The following is a 6,986-nucleotide window of genomic DNA, read 5'->3' on the forward strand; positions in this document are numbered from 1 at the left end:
CCGGTGGTTCTCGGCATAGAGTCAACTGCACATACCTTCGGGGTAGGAATAGCGACAGAAGAGGGGAGAATTTTAGCCAACGAGAATTCTGTGTACCGCCCTCTGTTTGGCGGAATAAAGCCCTCTGAAGCTGCAGAGCACCATAGTAAGGTAGCGGCAGAGGTTCTCGGAGCGGCGCTAAGGCGCTCGGGCTTATCGCTTGGGGAAATCGACGCTATAGCTGTGGCGCTTGGCCCCGGGCTGGGCCCTTGCCTGCGGGTTGGCGCTACTTTGGCTCGGTACCTTGCCTATCTGCTTAGAAAGCCGCTAGTTCCAGTCAATCACGCGGTAGCTCACGTGGAGATTGCGAGGCTTGACACGGGACTTGCTGACCCTGTAATCGTCTACGTGGCTGGTGGCAACACAATCGTTACCACGTTCAATGAGGGAAGGTATAGGGTCTTCGGAGAAACTCTGGACATCGCTTTAGGTAATCTTATGGATACTTTTGCACGCGAGGTGGGTTTGGGATTTCCAGGCGTGCCGCGCGTGGAAGAGCTAGCTAAGAAAGGGGGGAATCTTCTCCAGCTTCCTTACACGGTGAAGGGCCAGGACGTCTCTTACTCGGGTCTTCTCACAAAGGCTCTGCAGCTGTACCAGGCCGGGAAGTATCCCTTAGAGGATGTCTGTTACAGCCTAGTCGAAGTGGCTTACTCAATGCTCGTCGAGGTCGCTGAACGGGCGCTCGCTCACACGGGTAAGCAGGAGTTGGTGCTTACGGGTGGTGTTGCGCGGAGTCCGCTGCTAGCCAGTAAACTGGCACGCATGGCTGAGGCGCGCGGTGCTAAATTCGCGGTGGTCAGCGAGGAGTACGCCGGCGATAATGGCGCTATGATAGCTTACACGGGGGCCCTGGCTTTCTCGAGCGGAGTAACTATCGAAGTTGAGGAGAGCCGCATCCGCCCCCTGTGGAGGCTGGACGAGGTGAGTATTCCATGGCGTCGGTAGAGCCTTACCTCAAGGTTCTTCAGGAGATGCTTGATCTTAAAGTCAGGAGAGTTCTTGGAATAGGTGCTGAAGCTCTCCTAGTGGAAGGGGATCTGAACGGGCTACGTGTAGTAGTAAAGTACAGAGTTCCCAAGGAGTACAGAGATCCAGCGCTAGACACGCAGTTGAGGAGGCAGAGAACCTCGCTCGAGGCCAAGTTGCTCTGCAAAGCCGCTGAAGCTGGCGTACGCGTTCCCGATGTTGTCTATGTTGATGGTGAGGAGGGTGTTCTCGTGCTGTCTTATGTGCAGGGTACCCGCATGAAAGAGCTTATCGACCGGGCTCACGAGCGTGTGGCGGGTTACGCTAGGGAGCTGGGGTTGATGGTCGGCAGGCTTCACGAACACGGCATAATACACGGCGACTTAACCACAAGCAATGTTGTTATCTCCGGTGATAGTGTGTATTTAATCGATTTCGGGTTAGGTTTTTTCTCGAAGCGGGTAGAGGACGCTGGCGTAGACTTGCACCTCTTTAGGCGCGCTCTGGAGAGTACGCATCCAGGTTTAGTGGGCTTGCTTTACGCTGAGTTCGTAAACGGCTACAGGGAGGCAAGAGAAGGGGAAAGGGCGGAAGAGGTCTTAAGGAAGGCTGAGGAGATAAGGCTTCGCGGCAGGTATGTCAGCGAGAGAAGACTCAAAGCGTTCTGGAAAGGGTGAGCCCCCTCTCGCTTTCGCTAAGAAGATGTACCGCTCAGCTGCCGTGAGAGTAGCTCTCTCAGAAAGTCCTCCGGGTCACCAGTCTCGACACCTAGCCCCGAGAAAAAGCGGTAAATATTTCTCACGTCGCTCCTAAGGAACTCCACAGCTTGGGGGTGCGACGAGAGAACCGCAGAGCCGAGGTCTATAATCACAAGCCGATCCCCCTCATCGACAAGGATGTTATACTCTGACAGGTCAGCGTGCACGAGTTTTGCATACAGGTAGAGGCGCTTCAAGTACTCTTTAACCTCGGAGAACGCTCTGACCGGATCCTCAGGCACTTTATCCTTAATCAGCGGTGCAGGCACCCCATCCTTGCCTATAAACTCCATCACAAGCACATTCCGCTCAACCGCGTAGGGCCTGGGTACGCGTACACCGGCTTCAAGAGCCCTTGCAAGGTTCCGGTACTCTTTCTGGCACCACGCGTACACGAGCTTTCTAAAGTCGCCCTTTAAGCCCTCAAAACGCGGGTCGCCGAGGATGTATTTCAAGCGTCCTCCCCTGAAGCTCGCTGTCTGCACATAAAATATCTTCACAGCCAGGTCCTCGCCTCCAGGGCCCTTACCCCAGTAAACTTTAGCTTCTTTTCCGCTAGCTACGGCGCCGTAGAGCTTGCTTATCACCCCCCTGTTCATGAGTCTGTAGATACTCATGACCGTCGAGTAGTCGAAAACGCTCTCGAGAACTTCGAAAAGCTCCGAGTCCTTCTGCAGGCGCTTACTCAAAGCTACCACTTCTCCCAGAGCTCAAGCCTTCTCCTTTTAAGCGAGTAGCTCTCCCTCTCTAGAAATTTAACTACGGTGCTGTGTGCCTGACCCCCAATAAGCCTCGAGAGCGCTTCCCTCACAACTCGCAGCTGCTCGTAGTCCCCTATCACGCCTACGTGCTTATCTCCTATGACGATCCTAGCTCCGGTCATCTCCTCGAGAACTTTCCTGAAACGCCCCTCGGCTCCGATAATCCTAGCCTTTATCCTCTTAAGGTCCTCCCGGTTTCTGCTCACCTCATCCAGGTCTATGACCTGGAAATCGTACGAGTCATCCGCCAGAAGTAGTGCATCGTCGACGCTAAAGCCCAGCGACACAGCTTCTAGTGCCTTCCTAACCTTCAGCAAATCGTAAGGGGTCGCGCCCTCTCTCGGGCGAACAACAGCCACGCTTTTCTGAGAATCTACACTAATATCTACGTTGAAAGCGCTCTCAATACGCTTCTTATTTCCCCCATCCTTTCCGACGACCACTCCTACTCGTTGCGGGTTTAGCGGAACTATCAGCCCCCCTTCCATGAACCCTTGTCGAAGATCGCTTTTCCGGCGGATAAGTTTTGCGAGACACTCGGAGCTTTCTCAACGGTAGCGTTCTTTGCATCTTCAGCGCCTGCGAACGCCCTTCAAAAACGTCGGAAGGAGAACATTGCGGCCGGGAAGGCCTACAACCTATTACACGGTAACCCGCGGGCACAGCATCGGCGGTTACGAAGAGCTTTCACGCCAACCATCGCCGGGGAGCTTCACCGAGCGTATGCCAGCCAGTGTGCCGAGAGAAAAACCTTAAACCCGCATGTTCATTACGTACATAAGCGGGGGTGCCCGAGCCGGGACAAAGGGGGCGGTCGCGAAAACGGCCCAGACTTAAGACCTGACGGTAAGATATCCGCTGGCGCTGGCCTGCCCGGGTTCGAATCCCGGCCCCCGCACCAACCTCTCCTTCTTAGCGCAGCGGAAGCGCATGCGCTGTAAAGCCAGGGTAGCGGAGAATTTGCCTGGAGCCGGGGCCGGGATTCGAACCCGGGTAAGTACCGGGTTTCTCCTAGAGGTTCTTCCCAGGGCCTCGAGCTACTGCAGCCCGGCGCCTTGACCGCTCGGCCACCCCGGCCTCCGTAGACTCTTCACCTTGAAGCGCTTATGAACCTTGCGATACAGCGCGTTGTGCTCGAGCAGCGTAGGTTTATTAGCGGGTTTAAGAGGAGAAATTCAAGGAAGCGGCGCGCGCCTGCCGCCAGCAGAGAGCACCTCAAGCGTAAGGCGGTGTACCGCCTAAAGCTGTGAAAGGGTGTGTTACCTGGCGGCTACAGCGCGCCGCGCTCGAGGTTACGCTGATAGGATAACCTGAGGTGGATATGTATGGGCGGTCCTCCCGTATCGGCTAAGTACGTGATAAAGGCTCGAATAGAAGTCGCGGGGCTCGTGGAGAAGCACGACATTATAGGTGCTATCTTCGGACAGACGGAAGGCTTACTCGGGGACGAGATGGACTTCAGGGAGCTCCAAAGGACAGGAAGGATCGGCAGAATAGAGGCTTCTGTGAAGACTACCGGTGACAAGACGATCGCAGAGGTCGAGGTCCCCTCAAACCTCGACATGGTCGAGACCGCTATCCTGGCCGCAACTATCGAGACGATAGATAAAGTCGGTCCCTACAGTGCTAAGGCAGAGATTACAGGCATCGAGGATGTTCGCAGCGAGAAGAGGAGGAGGGTAGTCGAGAGAGCCGTGGAGATTTACAGGAAGATGCTGGAGAGCATTCCAGAGTCGCGAGAGCTGGTGGACGAGGTTCTCAGCAAAGTTCGCGCAGCCGAAGTCGTAGAGTACGGCGAGGAGAGGCTCCCAGGCGGGCCCGACGTTACGAGGGCCGATACCGTCATTCTCGTCGAGGGTAGAGCTGACGTGATTAACCTGCTGAGGCACGGTTACAGAAACGTTTTAGCGGTCGGCGGAGCCACGACAGTCCCGCCGAGCCTGAAGGAGATTATTCAAGGCAAGAAAACTATCCTGTTCGTAGACGGCGATAGAGGAGGCGAAATGATAGCTCGCAACCTTCTCAACGCTATCAAGATAGATTACGTAGCTAGGGCACCTGAAGGGAAGGAGGTAGAGGACCTCACGGCTAAGGAGATAGCCCGCTGCATCCAGAGTAAGGTCAGCGCCGAGGAGTTTCTCGAGAGCCTGGAAGGAGAGCGGCGCCAGCAGAGAGAGGTGAGAGCCGAGTTCATAGTCCCACCGGCAAAGCTCTTGAGCAGAAGTAGCGCGCCCGCGCAACCAGAGTACGTGGAAAGCGTATCCGTTCCCCGTAGCGTTAAGTCGGTGATCGAGGAGCTGAAAGGCACTCTCGAGGCAGTACTCTACGATGAGAACTGGGCCGAAATAACGAGAGTTCCTGTAAAGGATCTAGTGAACACTATCAAGCAAGTAGACGGCGTCTCCTACGTCGTGCTGGATGGGATAGTAACTCAGAGGCTCGTAGATGCCGCTTACACTAAAGGAGTCAAGGCGCTCATAGGGGTGAGGGTCGGCGAAGTTGTCAGGAAGCCGGAGAACCTCAAGATCTCGACGTTCGACAAAGTGAGCGTGGCCGAAGACGCAGCGATAAGCGGCTAGGGCTCAGTGGAGGTGCATCTCTTCATCCATCCTCCGAACAGGTCAATCTCGTCAAAGCCCATGAACGCTCAGCGCCGGCGCCTTTTAAGCCCTTCTCTGCTCTTTCCCAAGAAAAAGGCTTAAATAGGATCCTGTTTTCTAACCTAATTGCCGTAGACCCGGCGGCTCGCCTGGATCAAGGGGGAGGCAACCTCCCCCAGTGAAAAGGCGACCTCCGTCTACGGCGACATCGTGCGTCTCCGAGAAAAACGGGCGCGATGCCCGGAACTCTCGGAGACAAGAGAGGGGTGCGCGGCACGCTAAAGGGTATAGGAGTGGTGCTTCCCCGCTAGCGGCCAGACTCCGGTTGATCCTGCCGGACCCGACCGCTATCGGGGTGGGGCTAACCCATGGGAGTCTGGGAGCCAGGGCAACGGCTGGCTCCGGCAGACGGCTCAGTAGCACGTGGCTAACCTACCCTCGGGAGGGGGATAACCCCGGGAAACTGGGGATAATACCCCATAGGCGCAGGCACCTGGAATGGGCCTGCGCTGAAAGGGGCGCAGCGCCATGCCCGCTGTGCCCGCCCGAGGATGGGGCTGCGCCCTATCAGGTAGTTGGCGGGGTAACGGCCCGCCAAGCCGAAGACGGGTGGGGGCCGTGAGAGCGGGAGCCCCGAGTTGGGCACTGAGACAAGGGCCCAGGCCCTACGGGGCGCACCAGGGGCGAAACTTCCGCAATGCGGGAAACCGTGACGGAGTCACCCCGAGTGCCGCCTGATGAGGGCGGCTTTTCCCCGGTCTAAAAAGCCGGGGGAATAAGCGGGGGGCAAGCCTGGTGTCAGCCGCCGCGGTAATACCAGCCCCGCGAGTGGTCGGGACGATTATTGGGCCTAAAGCGTCCGTAGCCGGCCCGGCAAGTCCCTCTTTAAAGCCCACGGCTCAACCGTGGGAGCGGAGGGATACTGCCGGGCTAGGGGGCGGGAGAGGCCGGGGGTACTCCTGGGGTAGGGGCGAAATCCGAAAATCCCAGGAGGACCACCAGTGGCGAAGGCGCCCGGCTGGCACGCGCCCGACGGTGAGGGACGAAAGCTGGGGGAGCAAAGGGGATTAGATACCCCCGTAGTCCCAGCTGTAAACGATGCGGGCTAGATGCTGGGCAGACTTCGAGTCTGCCCAGTGTCGCAGGGAAGCCGTTAAGCCCGCCGCCTGGGGAGTACGGCCGCAAGGCTGAAACTTAAAGGAATTGGCGGGGGAGCACCACAAGGGGTGAAGCTTGCGGTTTAATTGGAGTCAACGCCGGAAACCTTACCGGGGGCGACAGCAGGATGAAGGCCAGGCTAACGACCTTGCCAGACGAGCTGAGAGGAGGTGCATGGCCGTCGCCGGCTCGTGCCGTGAGGTGTCCTGTTAAGTCAGGGAACGAGCGAGACCCCCGCCCCCAGTTGCTACCCGGTCCTCCGGGACCGGGGCACTCTGGGGGGACTGCCGGCGATAAGCCGGAGGAAGGAGGGGGCTACGGCAGGTCAGTATGCCCCGAAACCCCCGGGCTACACGCGAGCTGCAATGGCGGGGACAGCGGGTTCCGACCCCGAAAGGGGAAGGTAATCCCGTAAACCCCGCCTCAGTAGGAATCGAGGGCTGCAACTCGCCCTCGTGAACGTGGAATCCCTAGTAACCGCGTGTCACCAACGCGCGGTGAATACGTCCCTGCTCCTTGCACACACCGCCCGTCGCTCCACCCGAGGAGGGCCTGGGTGAGGCCTTCTGCCGTGAGGTGGGAGGTCGAACCCGGGCCCTCCAAGGGGGGAGAAGTCGTAACAAGGTGGCCGTAGGGGAACCTGCGGCCGGATCACCTCCTTTTCCCCGGCGTGCCGCGCACCCCTCATCTTCATGATACTC

The 6,986-nt window shown here is 57.8% G+C and carries 5 protein-coding genes, 2 tRNA genes and 1 rRNA gene; 5 read left to right on the plus strand and 3 right to left on the minus strand.

Features of this window, described 5'->3' with window-relative positions:
* Positions 1–3 precede the first annotated feature (3 nt).
* A complete protein-coding gene (kae1, locus tag QXU72_05760) occupies positions 4–987 on the plus strand; it encodes a KEOPS complex N(6)-L-threonylcarbamoyladenine synthase Kae1 (protein MEM0494754.1) in 984 nt (327 codons plus the stop codon).
* Entirely contained in the window at positions 975–1,685 is a 711-nt protein-coding gene (locus QXU72_05765) for a Kae1-associated kinase Bud32 (protein ID MEM0494755.1), read from the plus strand. Before kae1 ends, QXU72_05765 begins: the two co-directional genes overlap by 13 nt.
* A 17-nt stretch (positions 1,686–1,702) precedes the next feature.
* Here QXU72_05765 and QXU72_05770 read toward each other — a convergent pair whose 3' ends face one another.
* On the minus strand, positions 1,703–2,455 hold the full coding sequence (locus QXU72_05770; protein ID MEM0494756.1) for a serine protein kinase RIO: 753 nt from the start codon (positions 2,453–2,455) through the stop codon (positions 1,703–1,705).
* 2 nt (positions 2,456–2,457) lie between these two features.
* Positions 2,458–3,015 carry a KH domain-containing protein gene (locus tag QXU72_05775; GenBank protein ID MEM0494757.1) on the minus strand — a complete coding sequence of 186 codons (558 nt, stop codon included), beginning with the start codon at positions 3,013–3,015 and terminating at the stop codon, positions 2,458–2,460.
* A 293-nt stretch (positions 3,016–3,308) separates the two neighbouring features.
* On the opposite strand from QXU72_05775, the gene QXU72_05780 reads away from it, so the two are divergent.
* Positions 3,309–3,428 (plus strand) — tRNA-Ser (locus tag QXU72_05780).
* Positions 3,429–3,492: 64 nt separating this feature from the next.
* Here the strand turns inward: QXU72_05780 and QXU72_05785 are convergent.
* A tRNA-Cys gene (locus QXU72_05785) sits at positions 3,493–3,604 on the minus strand.
* Between the two features lie 248 nt (positions 3,605–3,852).
* Here QXU72_05785 and dnaG point away from each other — a divergent pair.
* Together dnaG and QXU72_05795 are read left to right on the plus strand one after the other, a co-directional pair.
* Positions 3,853–5,106, plus strand: a complete 1,254-nt coding sequence (gene dnaG, locus QXU72_05790) for a DNA primase DnaG (protein MEM0494758.1) — start codon at positions 3,853–3,855, stop codon at positions 5,104–5,106.
* 339 nt (positions 5,107–5,445) lie between these two features.
* Positions 5,446–6,945: ribosomal RNA gene (locus tag QXU72_05795) — 16S ribosomal RNA — on the plus strand.
* The last annotated feature ends 41 nt before the right edge of the window (positions 6,946–6,986 follow it).

The organism is Thermofilum sp. (assembly GCA_038741495.1).
GTDB lineage: Archaea > Thermoproteota > Thermoprotei > Thermofilales > Thermofilaceae > Thermofilum.

Excerpts from the sequence above, each read along its gene's own strand:
- QXU72_05775 (MEM0494757.1), bottom strand. The coding sequence starts at position 3,015 with ATGGAAGGGGGGCTGATAGTTCCGCTAAACCCGCAACGAGTAGGAGTG.
- dnaG (MEM0494758.1), top strand. The coding sequence starts at position 3,853 with ATGGGCGGTCCTCCCGTATCGGCTAAGTACGTGATAAAGGCTCGAATA.
- QXU72_05765 (MEM0494755.1), top strand. The coding sequence starts at position 975 with ATGGCGTCGGTAGAGCCTTACCTCAAGGTTCTTCAGGAGATGCTTGAT.